We start from the raw sequence: 19,287 nt of genomic DNA on the forward strand, positions 1-19,287 counted from the left end.
CATATGGAAGCTTCAAAAGTAATTCACGCTATTTATAACGATGACGATGTGTTAATGAATGCAGTTAAGAAAGTGAAAGCTGCAAAGTACCACATTGACGAAGTATATACACCTTTTCCAGTTCACGGACTAGATAAGGCAATGGGATTAGCTCCAACACGTTTAGCAATTTGTGCATTTATGTATGGTTGCGTTGGTTTGGCAGTAGCCACTTTAATGATGAATTTTATCATGATTGAAGATTGGCCTCAAGATATTGGTGGTAAACCTAGTTTTAGTTACCTAGAAAACATGCCGGCATTTGTACCGATTATGTTTGAACTTACCGTATTTTTTGCAGCCCATTTAATGGTTATAACATTTTATTTAAGAAGTAAAATGTGGCCTTTTAAAAACGCTGAAAATCCTGATCCAAGAACAACTGATGATCATTTTTTAATGGAAATTTCGGTTGTTGGAAATCAAAATGAATTACAAAATTTATTAGGTGATACGGGAGCAGTAGAGATTAACATAGTAGATAAAGCACATTAATTAGATAGAATGAGACATTTAATTAAAATAACAATTATAGCCTTAGTTACAATTTCATTTACTTCTTGTAATAAGAATTCAAGACCAAACTACCAATACATGCCAAACATGTATGAGCCGGTTGGTTATGAAGCTTATCAAGAATCAAGTGCATTTGCAGACGGAGTAGAAGCACAATTACCAGTAGATGGTACAATTCCTAGAGGGTATACGCCTTTTGAATACACTAATGATATAGCGGGTTATGATTTGGCTAAAGCCGAATTACAATCACCTTTAGATTCTATGCAATTTGATGCGCCAAGAGCGAAAGAATTATATACGATTTATTGTGGTATATGTCACGGTAATAAAGGAAATGGAAAGGGTAATTTAGTGACAAGAGAAAAAATTCTTGGTGTACCTAGTTACGATGACGCAGGAAGAGCGATCAATTCGGGAAGTATTTATCATGTTATGTATTATGGTAAAAACTCAATGGGTTCTTATGCTAACTTTTTAAGCGAAGAAGAACGTTGGCAAGTTGTTGCTCACGTTATGACATTAAAGGCAGACCTAGAAAAATAAGATTTAGATAAAGTTTATATATAGATATGTACACATTTTCAAATAGACTAAAAATAGTATCACTTGTCCTAATTATTGTAGGAGCGATATTATGGGGAACAGGTTATTATACAGCACATCATGTATCACAGGATGATGTCAAAATCATGTTAGCAGAAGAAGCTAGTCATGGTGGACATGGTGGTGGTCACGCAGCTGTAGCAGATACACATGCTACGGAAGAAGCTCATCACGATGGTGAACATGCTGATACTGCACATGCGGTCACGGGTCACGCTGAAGATACACATGCTACGGATCACGGTGATGCACATGCAGAACACGTGATGCACCAAATTCATAATAGACCATATTCTGCACTGTATATAGCAGCATTCTTTTTTATGATGATTGCTTTAGGTGCTTTAGCATTTTACGCTATTCAACAAGCGGCCCAAGCTGGTTGGTCGCCATTGTTATTTAGAGTAATGGAAGGAATTACATATTATTTATTACCAGGGGCTTTAATTGTAGTAGCTATTGCGGTTATTTCTGGAGATCACATTTTTGTTTGGATGAATCCTGATATGGTGAATCCAGAAAGTGCAGATTACGATAAGTTAGTTGCTGGTAAATCGGATTGGTTGAATATACCTTGGTTTGTTATAAGAGCATTAATTTTTATTGGAGGTTGGTCTTTATACAGATACTTCTCACGTAAATTCTCTTTAGCCCAGGATGCAGCACCTGAAGGAGATACACGTAACTTTATAAAAACATTTCGTATATCAGCAGCATTTTTAGTGTTCTTTTTATATACAGAATCTATGATGTCTTGGGATTGGATTATGAGTGTAGACCCACACTGGTTCTCTACGTTGTTTGGTTGGTATGTCTTAGCAGGTATGTTAGTTTGTGCAGTGACAGTTATTGCAATGATTACAATATACTTAAAGTCTAAAGGTTTATTACCAAATGTTAATGATAGTCATATTCATGATTTAGCTAAATTCATGTTCGGATTTAGTATTTTCTGGACTTACTTATGGTTCTCTCAATTCATGTTAATCTGGTATTCAAATATTCCAGAAGAAGTAACATACTTTATTACAAGAATTGAAGATTATAATTTACCATTCTTTGGTATGGTGGCAATGAATTTCTTATTCCCATTATTACTATTAATGAATAGTGACTATAAGCGTGTACCTTGGTTCGTTATTATGGCAGGAGTTGTTATATTAGCAGGACACTACATAGATATTTTCAATATGATTATGCCAGCTACAGTTGGAGATAGATGGTTTATAGGTATGCCTGAGATCGGTGCTATTTTATTATTTGCAGGTTTATTTATGCTAATAGTATTTTATGCGATTTCGAAACAATCTTTACTACCTAAAGGAAATCCTTTCATTAAAGAAAGTGAAAATTTCCATTATTAATAAAAATTAAATAAAGAAGAACGATAACAATGACGACTTTATTATCAATTTTAGTTTTAGTATTTATTTTCGTTGCAATCTGGCAAATGGTAAAAATCTTTGATTTGACCCAAGTTGGAAAGGAAAACGAGAATAATCAAGTTGCAAACGATAACGATAACCGTGTTAATGGGTATTTAATGATAGGTTTTTTAATCTTCATTTATGCTATTACAATTGTATGTTTCGTTAAGTGGGGAGATTTACCTTTAACGTCTAACTCGGCTTCAGAGCATGGACCAGGTGTTGATAGCTTAATGATCATTTCTATGGTTGTTATCTTTTTCGTACAAACTGTAACTCAATTTTTACTACATTACTTTGCGTTTAAATACAAAGGTGAAAAAGGGAAGAAGGCATTATTTTATGCTGATAACAACAAGCTAGAGGCTATTTGGACAATCATGCCAGTAATCGTTTTAGCAGGATTGATTATACAAGGTTTATTTACTTGGACTAGTATAATGAATGTTGATGAAGAGGCTGATCCAATGGTGATCGAGTTGTATGCACAACAGTTTAACTGGAAAGCGAGATACTCAGGACCAGATAATGCCTTAGGAAAAGCTAATGTTAGATTAATTGATATTAATAGAGCTAACGAATTGGGGGTTGATGAAGCTGATCCAAATGCACAAGATGATGTTATTGTAAAAGAATTACATTTAATTGTAGGGCAGCCAATAGTATTTAAAATGCGTTCTCAAGATGTCTTACACTCTGCTTATATGCCTCACTTTAGAGCGCAAATGAACTGTGTCCCTGGTATGATTACTCAATTTGGTTTTACGCCGACAGTGACTACTGCAGCGATGCGTGAGACAGAGGAAATGAAGGAGAAAGTAGCAAACATTAATAAAATCAGAGCAGATAAGAGTAAAGCTTTAATTGCTAAAGGCGAAGAAGGTTTAGAACCTTATGAGTTTGATTACTTATTGTTATGTAACAAAATCTGTGGTACTTCTCACTATAACATGCAAATGAAAATTATAGTAGAAACACAAGAGGAGTATGATGCTTGGATGGGTGAACAAAAGTTATTTGTTGATTCACTAGTAAAAAATTAAAGAAACAAAAAATTCAATTTAAAGATTTTTAGATTATGTCAGCACAGGTAGAAGAACATGGACATGACGATCATGGTCACCATCATAAAGAAACATTCATAACTAAATATATATTTAGTACTGATCATAAAATGATTGCTAAACAGTATTTAATTACTGGTCTTATAATGGGAATTATAGGAGTAGCAATGTCAATCATGATGCGTATGCAAATTGCTTGGCCTGAGGAGTCAAATCCTATTTTTGAGGCATTATTAGGTAAATGGGCACCAGATGGTGTAATGAGTGCGGATATCTATCTAGCGTTAGTTACAATACATGGTACTATCATGGTTTTCTTTGTACTTACAGCAGGTTTAAGTGGTACTTTTAGTAACTTATTAATTCCATTGCAAATTGGAGCTAGAGATATGGCGTCAGGTTTTTTAAACATGGTATCGTATTGGTTGTTTTTTGTTTCAAGTGTAATTATGGTTTGTTCTTTCTTTGTGGAAGCAGGTCCAGCAGCTGCTGGATGGACAATTTATCCTCCACTTAGTGCGTTACCAATGGCTCAAGGAGGTTCAGGATTAGGTATGACGATGTGGTTAGTTTCTATGGCTATTTTTATTGCATCTTCGTTAATGGGATCTTTAAATTACGTGGTGACAGTAATTAACTTACGTACAAAAGGAATGTCTATGACTAGACTACCTTTAACTATTTGGACATTTTTTGTAACTGCTATTATCGGTATTATATCTTTCCCAGTGTTATTATCTGCGGCATTGTTATTAATAATGGATAGAAGTTTTGGAACATCATTCTTTTTATCTGATATATTCATTCAAGGAGAAGTTTTACATTACCAAGGAGGATCTCCAGTTTTATTTGAGCACTTATTTTGGTTCTTAGGTCACCCAGAAGTCTATATTGTATTATTACCAGCTTTAGGTATAACATCAGAGATTATTGCAACTAATTCACGTAAGCCAATATTTGGATACCGTGCAATGATTGCGTCTGTTATAGCCATTGCATTTTTATCTACAATTGTTTGGGGTCACCATATGTTTATCTCAGGTATGAATCCATTTTTAGGATCTGTATTTACTTTTACAACATTGTTAATTGCAATTCCATCAGCGGTAAAATCGTTTAACTATATAACCACACTATGGAAAGGTAACTTACAGATGAATCCAGCTATGCTATTCTCTATAGGTTTAGTATCTACGTTCATTACTGGTGGTTTAACGGGTATTATTTTAGGAGATAGTGCATTAGATATTAATGTACATGATACTTATTTTGTTATTGCTCACTTTCACTTAGTGATGGGTATATCGGCATTATATGGTTTCTTTGCAGGGGTGTATCATTGGTTCCCTAAAATGTTTGGTCGTATGCTAAACAAAAACTTAGGGTATGTTCACTTTTGGGTAACCGCAGTGTGTGCTTATGGAGTATTTTTCCCAATGCACTTCATCGGTATGGCAGGTTTACCAAGACGTTATTATACTAACACTAACTTCCCATTATTTGATGATTTAGCAAGTGTTAACGTTGTCATTACATTATTTGCTATTGTAGGAGCTATTTTCCAATTGGTGTTTATTTATAATTTCTTTTCAAGTATATTTTACGGTAAGAAAGCAGAACAAAATCCATGGAGATCTAATACTTTAGAATGGACTACACCAGTAGAGCATGTTCACGGAAACTGGCCAGGTGCTATTCCTCATGTTTACAGATGGTCTTATGACTACAGTAAGCCAGGACATGATGAAGATTTTGTTCCGCAAAACGTACCTTTAAAAGAAGGTGAAGAAGAATTACAACACTAAAATTAACTTATAAAAAGAACATTCATAAATTGTTTATGAGATTCTATAATATTGAAAAGCCTTTCTGTGAAAACAGAAAGGCTTTTTCTTTATATTTGTTTATGCTGAATTAGTATCAGTGATCAATTGCTTATTTAATGAATGGAAACTTAGACCCAACTAGCGAAAACTTTACACCAGAAGAATTTGATGTAGAAAAACAATTAAGGCCCTTATCTTTTGATGACTTTACAGGGCAAGATCAAGTGTTGGAGAATCTTCAAATCTTTGTTCAAGCAGCAGTGGCTCGGGACGAAGCTTTAGATCACACCTTATTTCATGGTCCTCCCGGCTTAGGTAAGACTACTTTGGCTAATATTTTGGCTAATGAGTTAGGTGTTGGTATAAAAATCACTTCAGGGCCTGTTTTGGATAAACCAGGTGACTTGGCAGGGTTATTAACTAATCTTGATGAAAGAGATGTTTTGTTTATTGACGAGATCCATCGTTTAAGTCCTATTGTAGAAGAGTATTTATACTCGGCTATGGAAGACTATAAAATCGATATAATGATTGAGTCTGGACCTAATGCAAGAACAGTTCAAATTAATCTAAATCCATTTACCTTAGTAGGAGCAACGACTAGATCAGGGTTGTTAACAGCGCCGATGCGCGCACGTTTTGGTATACAAAGTAGGTTACAATATTATAAAACGGAATTATTAACGACTATTATACAACGTAGTTCTGATATCTTAAATGTGCCAATTTCTATGGAAGCAGCTATTGAGATTGCTGGACGTAGTCGCGGTACACCTAGGATTGCTAATGCCTTATTACGTCGTGTTCGTGATTTTGCACAAATAAAGGAAACGGTAGTATTGATATTAACATAGCGAGATATAGTTTGGAAGCATTAAATGTCGATGCTTATGGTTTAGACGAAATGGATAACAAAATATTATCTACAATTATCGAAAATTTAAAGGTGGACCTGTGGGTATTTCAACTATTGCAACAGCAGTGAGTGAAAGTACAGAAACTATAGAGGAAGTATACGAACCGTTTTTAATTCAACAAGGGTTTATTATGCGAACGCCACGTGGTCGAGAAGTCACGGAATTAGCCTATAAGCATTTGGGAAAATAAAAGGACCAACACAAGGCGGTTTGTTTTAACCACAAATGTTTTGCCTGACTTATTTTCAAGAGCGCAGTAGTTATTAAAAAGGAATTTAAAGAATAGAGTAATGAATAATAAAATACCAGAAGTTTCACTTGTAAAATTCATTAAGCATTCATTAGAAATTCTTAAAAACCCATTACCATTTCATAATAGAAATTTTGAGGAAAGGGGAGATGTATTTAAACTTAATGTAGGGTTTAATTCTAAAATATTTTTTCTCGCGACGCTGGATTGGCACAATATGTCCTTCAGAAGAATCAAAGAAACTACGTTAAATCTAAAATTCAAACGGTTGATTTAGTCAAGTATGTTGGTGAAGGTTTACTTACTTCAGAAGGAGATAAATGGAAAAAGCAACGTAAAATGATGCAACCGGCTTTCCATAAAAAGCAATTGCAAAATTTATTAACGGGTATGCAAGATACCATCATCTCTGAGTTTAGTAAAGTTGAAACTAACAAAACAATAGATGTGTTCCCACTGCTTAATGATTTAGCTTTTCAGACTGTTGTAAAATCGTTATTTACACAAGCTGCAAATAGTAAAGATATGAAACGATTGCAGTTTATCACTGAAGCTAACCAACGCATGTTAGTTAAGGAATTACGTCAACCGTATTTAGGCTGGTGGTTTAAAATAGGAGGAGCTTTAAAAAAACATTTAAAATTATCGGAAGAAGCTAGGACCATTTTAAAAGGTATTGTTGCCGAAAGAAAAGCATCAGGACAGCGTTTTGACGATTTATTGGACATGTTGCTAGAAACTAAATACGATGATGGTCAAGGGATGTCGGAAACGCAATTGATTGACGAAATATTAATCATTTTCACAGCGGGCCATGAAACAACAGCTAATGCACTGACATTTACATTTCAATTATTGGCTAAACATCCAGAATGGCAAGATAAAATCTTTAAAGAATGGACGGACTTAGGGGGTGACGACGCAGATTTGATGACGTGTATCTACTTCTAAAATAGGCCAACAAGTGCTTGAGGAATCTATGAGATTATATCCTCCCGCTTATTTTATTGATCGTGTAAATGTTGAGGCAGATCGTTTTAATGACATGGTGTTTGAGCCAGGATGTAATTTATTGTTTTCGGTGTACGAAATCCATAGACCCCAAAATTATGGACTAATCCTGAATCCTTTTTACCGGAACGCTTTGCAGATGGCGGACGACAATTTTCTGCGCAATATTTTCCATTTGGAGCGGGACCAAGAAAATGTATAGGAAATAACTTTGCCATGTTTGAGATGATTATTGCAGTAACAGAACTGGTTAAAAATTATAAATTCAACCAGAGTTTGATAAAATTGATATTACACCGCTAATAACCCTTAAGCCAAAAAACGCGTTTTTAAGATTAGAGAAAAGGGACTAACCTTTTTATAACGCTAATTAATAATAGTACTGTAATGTGTTCTTAGTCTAAGGCTAGTCTTATAACTATTGTAATAAAAATGATTGAAAACAAGGCTAAATACACTAAACAAATAAAAGCTGAAGCACAACGTTTAGGTTTTTTGTCTTGTGGTATCAGTAAAGCTGAGTTTTTAGAGGTAGAAGCGCCAAGATTAGAAAACTGGTTAAATAGTAATATGCATGGACAAATGAGTTACATGCAAAATCATTTTGATAAACGGTTGGATCCAACAAAATTGGTGGAAGATTCTAAATCTGTTATTTCATTATTATTAAATTATTACCCGTCCGACCTTCAAAAAGACAGCGACGCTCCAAAACTATCTAAATATGCTATGGTAAAGACTACCATGAGGTCATTAAAACAAAACTAAAAGAACTGACTAATTTTATTCAAGAAGAAATTGGTGCCGTTTCAGGTCGTGCTTTTGTAGATTCGGCGCCTGTTTTAGATAAAGCTTGGGCGGCTAAATCAGGTTTAGGTTGGATAGGAAAACACAGTAATTTAATAACACAAAAAACAGGGTCTTTTTATTTTATTGCTGAACTAATTATTGATTTAGATTTAGAGTATGATTATGCTACAACGGACCATTGCGGAACTTGTACCGCTTGTATTGATGCTTGTCCGACAGATGCTATTGTAGAACCCTATGTTGTAAATGGTAGTAAATGTATTAGTTATTTTTACTATTGAACTTAAAGACCAATTGCCCAATACCATGAAAGGCAAGTTTGACGAGTGGATGTTTGGTTGTGACATTTGCCAAGATGTATGTCCATGGAATAAGTTTTCTAAACCACATAAAGAACCGTTGTTTAATCCACATCCCGAGTTATTGGACATGACTAAAAAGGATTGGGAAGAGATTACTGAAGATGTATTTAAAAAAGTATTCCAAAAATCAGCAGTTAAACGGACTAAATTTACGGGGTTGAAACGTAATATACAGTTTTTGAAATAATAAGAGTCTTCAGTAAAAATCATCAGTCCAAACCACATTTTTTGTAACCTCTTTTCTTCTAAAAGCATTACATTTGTAATTCACTAAAACTTAAAGTGAAATTATGAGTAAACAAAGCAAACGTCGCGAAGCCTTAGTATATCATGCTAAGCCAAAACCAGGTAAAATTGCAGTCGTACCAACAAAAAAATATGCAACACAAAGGGATTTAGGATTAGCATACTCGCCAGGTGTAGCAGAACCGTGTTTAGAAATAGCAAAAGACGTTAACAACGTTTATAAGTATACAGCAAAAGGAAATTTAGTAGCCGTTATAACTAACGGAACTGCAGTTTTAGGTCTAGGGAATATTGGTCCTGAGGCGTCTAAGCCTGTGATGGAAGGAAAAGGATTATTATTTAAAATATTTGCTGATATTGATGTTTTTGACATCGAAGTAGATACTGAAAATATAGAAGAGTTTATACAAACCGTAAAAATGATTGCACCAACTTTTGGTGGAATCAATTTAGAAGATATAAAAGCACCTGAAGCTTTTGAAATTGAAAGACGTTTAAAAGAGGAATTAGATATTCCTGTAATGCATGATGACCAACATGGAACGGCAATTATTTCTGCAGCAGCATTATTAAACGCTTTAGAACTTTCTGAAAAGAATATAGAAGATGTGAAAATAGTAGTTAGCGGAGCAGGGGCAGCAGCAATTTCTTGTACGCGATTATATTTAGCATTTGGCGCAAAACGTGAAAACGTGGTCATGTTAGATAGTAAAGGTGTTATTAGAGATGATAGAACAAATTTAACCTCTCAAAAAGCTGAGTTTGCTACGCATAGAAAAATAGACACCATTGATGAAGCAATGATGGATGCTGACGTATTTGTCGGTTTGTCTACTTCAAATATAGTTACTCCAGCGATGTTATTAACGATGGCTACAAACCCAATTGTGTTTGCTATGGCTAATCCAGATCCAGAAATAGAATACGATCTAGCTATTGCAACGCGTAAAGATATTATCATGGCTACAGGAAGAAGTGATCATCCTAACCAAGTTAATAATGTATTAGGTTTTCCATTTATTTTTAGAGGTGCTTTAGATGTTAGAGCGACTAAAATTAATGAAGCAATGAAAATGGCTGCGGTAAAAGCATTAGCGGAATTAGCTAAAGAGCCAGTGCCAGAGCAGGTAAACATTGCTTATGGTGAAACACGTTTGACTTTTAGTAAAGAGTATATTATACCTAAGCCTTTTGATCCACGTTTAATAGCAACGGTACCTCCAGCGGTAGCGAGAGCAGCAATGGAAAGTGGTGTGGCACAGGAGCCAATTGAAGATTGGGACAAATATGAAGAGCAACTACTAGACCGATTAGGTAATGATAATAAGATTGTAAGATTATTATTGAACAGAGCAAAGCTAAACCCTAAACGTGTTGTGTTTACAGAAGCGGACTCTTTAGATGTTTTAAAAGCAGCTCAAATTGTGTATGAGGAAGGGATTGCTATTCCTATTTTATTAGGAAGAAAAGATGAGATTGAACGTCTAAAAGAGGAGTTAGAGTTTGATGCAGATGTCCTTATTATTGACCCAAAATCTGACGAACAATTAGAACAAAAAAATAAATACGCTAAAATATATTGGGAACAACGCAGAAGAAAAGGAGTAACGTTTTTATTAGCTGAAAAACTAATGAGAGAGCGTAACTACTATGCTGCTATGATGGTTAATGAAGGGGATGCAGATGCATTAATTTCTGGTTATTCTCGTAATTATCCGTCGGTTGTAAAACCTATGTTAGAGCTTATTGGTTTGGCGCCTGGATCTACAAGAATAGCGACTACTAACGTGATGATGACGCAACGTGGTCCTATGTTTTTAAGTGATACAGCAATAAACATTAATCCATCAGCCCAAGATTTAACTAAGATTGCTCAAATGACAGCAAAAGTGGTTAAAATGTTTGGAATGGAACCTGTTATGGCAATGACATCATATTCTAATTTTGGATCGTCAAAAGACCAAACAGCCACTAAAGTAAGAGAAGCAGTATCTTATTTACATAAAAGACACCCTGATTTATTGGTGGATGGAGAATTACAAACAGACTTTGCTTTAAATAGCCAAATGTTAACCGATAGTTTTCCGTTTTCTAAATTGGCGGGAAAAAAAGTAAATACTTTAATTTTCCCTAATTTAGAATCGGCTAACATTACTTACAAGTTGTTAAAAGAATTAAATAGTGCAGAATCTGTTGGGCCTATTATGATGGGAATGCGCAAACCAGTGCATATTTTACAATTACACGCTAGTGTAGACGAGATTGTAAACATGACTGCTATTGCCGTTATTGATGCACAACAAAAAGAGAAGTTCGAACAGAATGCAAAAAAACAGTAGAATTATTTGATATAAATAATTTTCTTACATTTGGAAGCTTAATAGTAAAAAACTGATGATTACACATATACAAGGGAAATTAGTAGAGAAAAGTCCGACAGATGTCGTTATAGATTGTAATGGAGTCGGGTACTTCTTAAATATTTCCCTACATACGTATTCACAGATTCCGGACCAAGAAGCACTAAAATTATATACGCATCTTCAAATTAGAGAAGATGCGCATACGTTATATGGATTTGCATCATTGGCCGAGAGAGAGCTATTTCGCTTACTTATTTCCGTTAGTGGTATTGGAGCAAATACAGCTCGTACAATGCTGTCTTCTTTGACACCTAAGCAGATTAGAGAAGGTATTGCTATAGAAGATGTTGCTTTAATTAAGTCTATTAAAGGTATCGGAATAAAAACGGCACAACGTGTGATTATAGATTTAAAAGATAAAATTCTTAAAATTTATGATATTGATGAAGTTTCTGTAACTAAGAACAATACAAGTAAAGATGAAGCGTTATCTGCTTTAGAAGTATTAGGATTTGTTAAAAAACAAGCAGAGAAAGTCGTGGACAAAATTGTTATGACTCAACCAGATGCTAACGTAGAAACGATTATCAAACTAGCCTTAAAAAATTTATAATATATTTTGAATACAACTCAACTTAGTTCTTATAAATCCCTTAAACATTTTTTGCTAACAGCATTTGCGTTGCTAGTGTCAACACTTTCTTTAGCACAGGAAGAAAACGAAACAGAGCAAGATAGTACCAAAACCGGTTTTAGTTTAGGTCGTCTTAATATGCCTAATCCGACAAGTATAGAGTCTAAATATACGTATGACCCGGTAACTGATCGTTATATTTATACAGAGTCAGTTGGTAAATTTAATATAAATTATCCAATAATTTTAACACCTAAGGAGTATCAAGCGTTAGTCTTAAGGCAAAATCAAAAATCGTATTACAAAGATAAAATTGATGCTTACGAAGGGAAAAAAGGAGGTTCTGAAGAGGCTCAGAAAAACTTAATCCCTGAGTTTTATGTTAACTCTAGTTTTTTTGAAAGTATTTTTGGAGAAGGTCCAATATCAATTATACCTCAAGGAACGGTTGAGATGGATTTAGGAATTCTATTTACTAAACAAGATAATCCCTCATTTTCTCCTAGAAATAGAACAAATTTTTCTTTTGATTTTGATCAGCGTATTAGTTTAAGTATGCTTGGTAAAGTGGGATCAAGATTACAAGTAACTGCTAATTATGATACACAGTCTACTTTTGATTTTCAGAATTTAATAAAATTAGAATACACACCTACGGAAGATGATATCATTCAAAAAATAGAGGTTGGTAACGTTAGTATGCCGATAACTAACTCTTTAATTTCTGGAGCACAAAGTTTATTTGGAGTTAAGACACAATTAAAATTTGGTAAAACAACAGTAACAGGTGTGTTTTCAGACCAACGTTCTGATGCAAAATCAGTTATTGCAGAAGGTGGTGGTACTGTTGATGAATTCGAGTTTTTTATTAGAGATTATGATGAAAATCGTCACTTTTTCTTAGCGCAATACTTCCGTAACAATTATGATAGTGCATTAGAAAATTATCCATTTATAAATAATAATATTCAAATTACTAGAATTGAAGCTTGGGTAACTAACAGAAGTAATCGCACAGAAAATGTAAGAAACTTTGTAGCCTTTCAGGATTTAGGAGAAACAGGAGTTATTGGTAATCCAGGGGTTGCTGTAACTAGTGGGCCTAATGCATTTCCGGATAACGGGAATAATGGATTAGATCCAACAAACATTGGTAATGCAGGGTCACAATTAAATACAGCAGTAAGAGATATTGCAACAGTTCAAAATGGGATTTCAATTTCTGGATTTAACGAAGGTTTCGATTTTGCAAAACAGGAAAACACCAGAAAACTTACAGAAGGACAGGAATATACTTTAAGCACACAATTAGGTTACATCTCATTAAATCAACGTTTAAATAATGACGAGGTGTTAGCAGTAGCATATCAATATACAGTCGGAGGTCAAGTGTTTCAAGTCGGAGAATTTGCAAACGATGGTATTGGTGCAACGGATGTTGATGTTAACAGTGCTGGAGAGGTCACAAATGTGACTAATAATGCATTAGTATTAAAGTTATTAAAAAGTAGTATCACTAGTGTCTCTCAGCCGATCTGGGATTTAATGATGAAAAATGTCTATGACACTGGGGCTTACCAATTAACTCAAGAAGATTTTAAGTTAAATATATTTTATAATGAATCGGCACCACTTAATTATATTAGTCCTGTCGAAGGCACGCCATTTGGGGTTGATTTTAATGGTGAACCAATTGAGCAAACGACGTTATTGCGATTATTCAATTTTGATAAATTAAATTACAATAATGATCCCCAAACTAATGGTGATGGTTTTTTTGACTTTGTTTCAGGGATAACCGTAATACCTGCTAACGGAAAAATAGTGTTTACTAAAGTAGAGCCTTTTGGACGTTATTTATTTGATATTTTAGATAATGATGCCAATAGTGGTAACAATGCGACAGATTATGAAGCAGATACATATGCCAATGCAAATCAAGAAAAATACGTTTATGATTTACTATATAAAGCCACAAAAACAGCTGCTTTAGATGAAGGTCAAAAAAATAAATTTTTAATTAAAGGACGTTATAAATCTTCAGGAGGTGACGGAATTCCTATTGGTGGATTTAATGTGCCAAGGGGTTCTGTTCAGGTTACTGCTGGAGGACGTACTTTAGTAGAAGGTCAAGATTATACGGTAAACTATCAATTAGGTCGTGTTTATATAATAGATGAAGGTTTAAAAGCATCAAATATTCCTATTGAAGTATCTACTGAAAACAATTCTATTTTTGGACAACAAACGAAACGTTATACAGGTTTAAATGTAGAACATCAGTTTAATGAAAATTTTGTAATTGGTGCTACATATTTAAACCTTAATGAGAGACCAATCACACAAAAAGCTAATTATGATAGCGAACCAATCAATAATACAATGCTTGGTTTTAATGCTAATTATTCGTCAGAATTACCATTCTTATCTAGGTTGGTTAATAAACTACCAAATATAGATACGGATGCGCCTTCTAACATTTCGGTTAGAGGAGATTTTGCTTATTTAATTCCAGGCGCTCCAAAAGGAACAGATTTTAATGGAGAGGCAACTGCTTATATAGATGATTTTGAAGGAACACAAAATGGAATAGACCTTAAGTCTCCCCAATCTTGGAGTATGTCAAGTCGACCTCTAAATGTTAACGATGTGACATCGTTTGATAGTAATGGAATAGAAAATGGTTATGGTAGAGCTATGTTTAACTGGTATACTATTGATCCCATATTTTATGGCAGTCAACGTCCTTCAGGAATTTCTGACGATGATATGTCTAGCTTATATACTAGTAGGGTTTTTGTAAACGAATTATTCCCAGAACAAGACATTGCACAAGGCCAAACCTCTGTGTTAAATACGTTAGATATATCATTTTATCCACAAGAGCGAGGTCCTTATAATTTTGAGCCAGGAACAGAAAGTGGTACCATTTCAAATCCAGCAGCAAGTTGGGGAGGGATTACAAGACAGATTACATCAACAGATTTTGAACAAGCTAATGTCGAATATATCGAGTTTTGGTTACAAGATCCTTTTCAAGAAAACACATCAAATCAAGGAGGTAAGTTATTTCTTAATTTAGGTAATATCTCAGAAGATGTACTTAAAGATGGACGTAAACAATATGAAAATGGTCTTCCCCAAGATGGGAATATTAGTTTATTACCGCAAACGGATTTTCAGTCTATTGTACCTCAAAATCAAGCTTTGATTTATGCATTTGATACAACAGGTCAAGAGCGAACCAATCAAGATGTTGGTTTTGACGGTTATAATGACGCAGAAGAAGCGGCCAATTTCCCTTCTGGATTTTCAGGTTTGGCAGATCCAGCTCAGGATAATTATAACTATTACTTAAGCGGAGATGGTAATATCTTTGAGAGATATAAATTTTACAATGGAATTGAAGGAAACTCTCCTGATACATTTAGTGATACAAATAGAGGGTCTACAACACAGCCAGATGTAGAGGATGTCAATCGAGATAACACAATGAATACTATTGATAGTTATTTTGAATATGAAGTTGAAATAACGCCAGCGTCTTTAAACTTAGATAACGAATATATTGTAGATACTAAAAACGTAACAGATAACAATAACCCTAGGGTTTTGCCAAATGGAGATACTGTGTATCCTAAATGGTATCAATTTAGAATTCCTATTCGTACGGATGACGAGTTTGTTGTAAATGGAATTACAGATTTACGTTCAATTAGATTTGCAAGATTATATTTAAACGATTTCGAGCAAAATACAACCTTAAGATTTGGGTCGTTAGAATTGGTTCGTAGTGACTGGAGACGTTATCAGTTGGCGTTAAGTGGAGGGGCAACACCTTTAGATTTTGATGATACAGATTTTACTGTTGGAGCTGTAAGTACACAAGAAAATGAAGGTAGCTATATTTCTCCTCCAAGTGTTGTGCCAGAGCAATTAAACAATAACAATACAATAGTAAGTCAAAACGAACAAGCCTTGGTTGTTGATGTGTGTGACTTAAAGTCTAAAGATTCTCGTGGAGTATATAAAAATATAAGTATAGATATGCGTCAATATAAAAAGCTACGTATGTTTATGCACGCTAGAGAAGGAGGAACTCCAGGCCTAGGAGATAGCGATTTAGTTGGTTTTATTAGGATGGGTAATGATTTAACAGATAATTATTATCAAATAGAAATACCATTGCAAGTTTATAATGGAGGAGCAACTGCGGAAGCTTATTGGCCTGATGTAAATGAAATCAATATAGATCTAGAGGTTTTACAGCGTATAAAATCTTTAGGTATTAGTAATCAAACATTGACGGATGGTGTCGCTGATTTTTATGATGTAGTGGGGTCTGATCTTGTTCCTGTTTCGGATGAGTTTTCTGATCATGTCTTAGGACAAGAACGTGTAGCTATAAAAGGAAATCCTAATTTTGGAGATGTAAGAACGTTAATGGTTGGTGTCAAAAATGGAACAAACATAACGCAATGTGGAGAGATTTGGTATAATGAGTTGCGTTTATCAGAAATGGATAACCAAGGAGGGTGGGCAGCGATAGTTACTGTAGATACACAATTGGCAGATTTTGCAAGTGTTAGTGCTACTGGTAAAATGAGTACTTCTGGATTTGGTACGGTAAGTCAAGGTCCTAGTGAACGTAGTTTGGAAGACGTAAAGCAGTATGATGTCATTACAAATGTTAATGTTGGTCAATTATTACCAAAAAAATGGGGAATTAAAATACCATTTAGTTACGGTCAAGGTGTGGAAGTTGTTACTCCAAAATATGATCAACAATACGAGGATATAGAATTGGATACACGTTTAGATGAAGCTGAAAACGATTTAGAAAGAGACAATATACTGGAGCAGTCAGAAGAATATACTAAACGAAAAAGCATCAATTTTATTGGAGTCAAAAAGGTTAGAACAGGAGATGCTAAGTCTCGTTTTTACGACGTAGAGAATGTAACAGTAAATTACTCTTATAATAAATTAGAACATCGTGATTTTGAAATAGAAAGATCCGTAGATAAACAGGTGAGAGCTGGTGTTAATTACGGCTACAATTTTGAACCTAAAATTATAGAACCTTTCAAGAAAAACGATTCATTATTTACTGGTAAGTATTGGAAATTCTTAAAAGACTTAAATTTTAATGCCTTACCATCCAGTATCGCAGTTAATTCGGATTTAAATAGACAATTTAACCGTCAAAAGTTTAGAGATATTGATTTGGCTGATGGTAACATAGGACTAGAAGAGTTGTATCGAAGAAATTATACCTTTGATTATCAGTATAACCTTAATTGGAGTTTGACAAAGTCGCTTCAAGTAAGTTATTCTTCTGCAAACAATAATATAATAAGAAACTATTTTAAGGACAATATTATTAATGGAGAGCCGGATCCGTTATTAGATGTATGGGATGGCTTTTTTGATTTTGGTGATCCAAACCGTCAACAACAACAAATCGGTATTAATTACGAATTGCCTTTTGATAAAATACCAACGTTAAGTTTTATTCAAGCAACCTATTCTTACTCTGGATTGTTCCAATGGCAAAAAGGATCTGATTTATTTGGTAATCTTGTTGGAGACGATGGTAATACTTATAATTTAGGGAATACTATTTCTAACGGTAATACGCATAATATTAATTCGACTTTAGACATGAATAAGTTGTATAAATACTTAGGTATTACTACTAAGAAAAAAAGAAAGTCTAATAAAGTAGCGAGAGGGTCTAGAAGTGCTCCGCCAACCACAGCTAAAGCCAAGGTAAAAGAGGTGACCAAGAAAAAAGGGGATGGTATTGGTTCAAAAATTGGTAACATTGGAATAGGTATGTTAACTTCCATTAAAAGAATTCAAGCAGTTTATAGTGAAACTAATGGAACCTATTTACCAGGATATTTACAAACTCCAGGTTTTTTGGGAACAGCAAAGCCTACTGTAGGTTATACTTTAGGTAGTCAAAGTGATGTTAGAGATTTAGCAGCAAGAAATGGATGGTTAACAACATTTCCTGACTTTAATCAACAATACACGACAAACCAAACGAAACAATTAGATTTATCTGCAAACCTAGAGCCTTTTAATGATTTTAAAATTGATTTAGTTGGGTTTAGAACTTATGCCGAAAACTACACTGAGAACTACCGTATCGAAAATAACGAGTATTTATCGTTAACACCAAATACCTATGGAAACTTTAGTATCTCGTCATTTACCTTACCAACAGCATTCGGGAAAAGTGATGAGACGGGGTCTCAAGCTTTTGATGATTTTAAAGCAAATAGGTTAGAGATTGCAAGACGTTTAGCCGTTCAAAACGGGTCAGATCCAAATGATGTTGATGCTGATGGATACCCTAAAGGATTTGGTAAGACTAGTCAACAAGTGTTATTGCCAGCTTTTGTTAGTGCTTACACAGGTCAGAATACTAATAAAACAAAATTAGGAGCCTTAAGAAATGTGCCAATTCCAAACTGGGATATTAAATACACTGGTTTCATGAAAATGAAATGGTTTAAAAAGAAATTTAAACGTTTCTCTTTAACTCACGGATACCGTTCTAGTTATAATATTGGTCAGTTTAGAAGTAATCTTGATTTTGATGGAATAGATTACGGTTTGGATTATAATTCACAACCTAGTGACGACTTGGATCAAGCAGGAAATTTTAAAAGTGAATATCTATATACTAGTGTAACGTTAACAGAGATGTTTAGTCCATTGTTCCGATTTGATATGGAAATGAAAAACTCGGTTAGAGTTTTATTAGAAATGAGAAAAGATAGGATGCTATCGCTTAGTTTTGATAATAATTTAATGACAGAAATATCAGGAAACGAATATGTTGTTGGTTTAGGGTATCGTTTTAAAGATGTGACTATAAACTCTAAATTAGCGGGACCAAAAACAAAAATTGTTGCGGATTTAATAATGTCGGCAGATGTATCGGTTAGAGATAACAAAACAATTATTCGTTATTTAGATTTAGATAATAATCAAATTACAAACGGACAAACTATTTGGGGCCTTAAATATAACGCAGAATATGCCTTTAGTAAAAACCTGACAGGCTTATTTTATTTTGATTATACATTCTCAGAATATGCGATATCTACGGCGTTTCCTCAAACAACAATTCGTTCTGGATTAACTTTAAGATATAATTTCGGAAATTAGCATTTGATTGTTTGAATTTAAGGTTCATTTA

Annotated in this window: 9 protein-coding genes and 3 pseudogenes; all 12 read left to right on the top strand. The window is 34.2% G+C overall.

The genetic code is table 11. From position 1 onward, the window contains the following. Nucleotides 1-3: 3 nt before the first annotated feature. The 12 genes and pseudogenes from E9099_RS09150 (at nucleotide 4) to sprA (ending at nucleotide 19,256) form a co-directional block, all read left to right on the top strand. On the top strand, nucleotides 4-534 hold the full coding sequence (locus tag E9099_RS09150) for a DUF3341 domain-containing protein (protein ID WP_136583348.1): 531 nt from the start codon (nucleotides 4-6) through the stop codon (nucleotides 532-534). Nucleotides 535-543: 9 nt separating this feature from the next. Then, the gene (locus tag E9099_RS09155) at nucleotides 544-1,101 is read left to right on the top strand and encodes a c-type cytochrome (RefSeq protein WP_240788981.1); all 558 of its coding nucleotides are present in this window, start codon (nucleotides 544-546) and stop codon (nucleotides 1,099-1,101) included. Between the two features lie 26 nt (nucleotides 1,102-1,127). Further along, the gene (locus E9099_RS09160; protein WP_136583349.1) at nucleotides 1,128-2,525 is read left to right on the top strand and encodes a quinol:cytochrome C oxidoreductase; all 1,398 of its coding nucleotides are present in this window, start codon (nucleotides 1,128-1,130) and stop codon (nucleotides 2,523-2,525) included. A 29-nt stretch (nucleotides 2,526-2,554) separates the two neighbouring features. Then, nucleotides 2,555-3,631, top strand: coding sequence for a cytochrome c oxidase subunit II (locus tag E9099_RS09165; protein WP_136583350.1), 1,077 nt, complete (start codon nucleotides 2,555-2,557; stop codon nucleotides 3,629-3,631). A 35-nt stretch (nucleotides 3,632-3,666) separates the two neighbouring features. Then, a complete protein-coding gene (locus tag E9099_RS09170) occupies nucleotides 3,667-5,457 on the top strand; it encodes a cbb3-type cytochrome c oxidase subunit I (RefSeq protein ID WP_136583351.1) in 1,791 nt (596 codons plus the stop codon). A gap of 137 nt (nucleotides 5,458-5,594) precedes the next feature. After that, a pseudogene (gene ruvB, locus E9099_RS09175) lies at nucleotides 5,595-6,614 on the top strand (Holliday junction branch migration DNA helicase RuvB). Nucleotides 6,615-6,852: 238 nt separating this feature from the next. Further along, on the top strand, nucleotides 6,853-7,596 hold the full coding sequence (locus E9099_RS19690) for a cytochrome P450 (RefSeq protein ID WP_317130655.1): 744 nt from the start codon (nucleotides 6,853-6,855) through the stop codon (nucleotides 7,594-7,596). A 28-nt stretch (nucleotides 7,597-7,624) separates the two neighbouring features. Next, a pseudogene (locus tag E9099_RS19695) lies at nucleotides 7,625-7,959 on the top strand (cytochrome P450). A 129-nt stretch (nucleotides 7,960-8,088) separates the two neighbouring features. Then, a pseudogene (gene queG / locus E9099_RS09185) lies at nucleotides 8,089-9,015 on the top strand (tRNA epoxyqueuosine(34) reductase QueG). Between the two features lie 103 nt (nucleotides 9,016-9,118). Continuing rightward, the gene (locus tag E9099_RS09190; RefSeq protein ID WP_136583352.1) at nucleotides 9,119-11,413 is read left to right on the top strand and encodes an NADP-dependent malic enzyme; all 2,295 of its coding nucleotides are present in this window, start codon (nucleotides 9,119-9,121) and stop codon (nucleotides 11,411-11,413) included. Between the two features lie 55 nt (nucleotides 11,414-11,468). Then, on the top strand, nucleotides 11,469-12,050 hold the full coding sequence (gene ruvA / locus E9099_RS09195; protein WP_136583353.1) for a Holliday junction branch migration protein RuvA: 582 nt from the start codon (nucleotides 11,469-11,471) through the stop codon (nucleotides 12,048-12,050). Nucleotides 12,051-12,101: 51 nt separating this feature from the next. Continuing rightward, nucleotides 12,102-19,256: a cell surface protein SprA gene (gene sprA / locus E9099_RS09200; protein ID WP_410523977.1), complete on the top strand. Its 7,155-nt coding sequence runs from the start codon at nucleotides 12,102-12,104 to the stop codon at nucleotides 19,254-19,256. Nucleotides 19,257-19,287 lie beyond the last annotated feature (31 nt).

It is taken from the genome of Psychroserpens sp. NJDZ02, from assembly GCF_004843725.1.
In the GTDB taxonomy this organism is placed as follows: domain Bacteria; phylum Bacteroidota; class Bacteroidia; order Flavobacteriales; family Flavobacteriaceae; genus Olleya.